This is a genomic window from Acinetobacter sp. YH16053, assembly GCF_013417035.1.
Lineage (GTDB): Bacteria > Pseudomonadota > Gammaproteobacteria > Pseudomonadales > Moraxellaceae > Acinetobacter > Acinetobacter towneri.
The window spans coordinates 1-1,432 of the sequence record NZ_VPEP01000117.1 but is presented as its reverse complement, the minus strand read 5'-3'; the positions used below and the strand labels follow the sequence as shown (position 1 = coordinate 1,432).

At 32.0% G+C, this 1,432-nt stretch carries 1 protein-coding gene; it reads left to right on the top strand.

Annotated elements, in window-relative coordinates:
• Window positions 1–112: 112 nt before the first annotated feature.
• Window positions 113–754: a hypothetical protein gene (locus tag FTV43_RS15430; RefSeq protein WP_257224067.1), complete on the top strand. Its 642-nt coding sequence runs from the start codon at window positions 113–115 to the stop codon at window positions 752–754.
• The last annotated feature ends 678 nt before the right edge of the window (window positions 755–1,432 follow it).

The following is a 1,432-nucleotide window of genomic DNA, read 5'->3' as shown; positions in this document are numbered from 1 at the left end:
TGTGGCATTACAACCATGAAAGACCACACCAAGCAAACAAAGGAAGGCCACCTCTAATGGCTGCTTAACCTCTACTTTTAACTTCGGTTATTTATGGGAGGATTACCGGGGAATGCCTATTGCAGAATTAAGGCATTTAACAGGAAGAATTGGGGAACTTTATGTAGCTATGATGACCTTAGGACAATTAGCTGATTCAGTTAATCAGAGAGGTTATGATGTAGTTTCCAGTACTGGACAAAGAATTTCTGTTAAGACTGTTACTACAGCACGTCATGTCGATTTTAATCTTAAAACGATTGAGTTAGTGGACAGAATTATTGTTTTAAGAATTAACCCAGAGGACCTCTGTATTGAAGTAGTCTATGACTTAAATATGGAGCAGTTTCAGGCTAAGTCACGAGAATACAAAGGGAAATATATTTTAGGTATTTATAACAAAATACTTTTAGCTAATTCAAAAATAAATATAGGGTTAAATATTCCTACTGAAACAGAACTGAAAGTTGAAAATAATCATGAGCTATTGATTTTAAATAATATTTTTTATGATGGATATGAGATAAAACAATATGAAAATGCAAAAATTGAAGTTTATAAGGATGGTGAAAAACAACCATCAGCTAAAGAAATTTTGAGGCAGATAGCCCTCCCTTTAAATGTCTCTTTAAATAATTCAGCTGGAAATCCTAAAAATACTCAGCAATTGGGGGATCATGTGATCAAGGCAATAAAGAACTTTAGATCAACCTGATTTCGCATAAGAGATTTTATGTTAAATAAATAAAAGCCCAGAATCACGAGCTTGTTTGTAGAGTCTATTATCTTGATTTTAGAAAAACTTTAAATTTAAAGTTCAAATAATTGGCCTATTTCTAATCCGACGTAACCACATGCTTTAAAAATCAAACAGCTTTGTCCAATTGTTAGCCTTTTAAACTAATTTTCTCAAATATTCCTCTTTTTTCTTATATCCAAGTTTTTATCTATCGGTAAAATAACTGTACTCATAACCTGCTAAGGATAGTGGGTAATAAGCGTTTAATGGCTAAGTATCAATTAAGGCCAAAACAGCTAACTTACATTGGAAAGTAAGCCATTAATACAAAATTAACAGCGCTTAATAAGTTTTATAGTTCCGGGAGAGACTATAAGGCTTTTTTACTTAAAGTTACTCAGGACTTGTGCAAAGAAAGAAAAAGCACCAAGGATATATTAAAGCTAAGATCTTAATTTAAGTCTGTCTTTTAGAAATTAGTGAGGTAGATGAAAGGGCTAGGGTGAAATTAATTACGAAAATGGACAAAATTTAACAGACGAATGCACTCCTAATATATTTAATTCATATCTTATTAAAAGTTAATTAATCTGAAATAACGCATCAATAGGAACATAATATGAGACTTTTGGCTGCTTTGCTTTTTCCTTGGCT

Excerpts from the sequence above, each read along its gene's own strand:
- FTV43_RS15430 (WP_257224067.1), top strand. The coding sequence starts at position 113 with ATGCCTATTGCAGAATTAAGGCATTTAACAGGAAGAATTGGGGAACTT.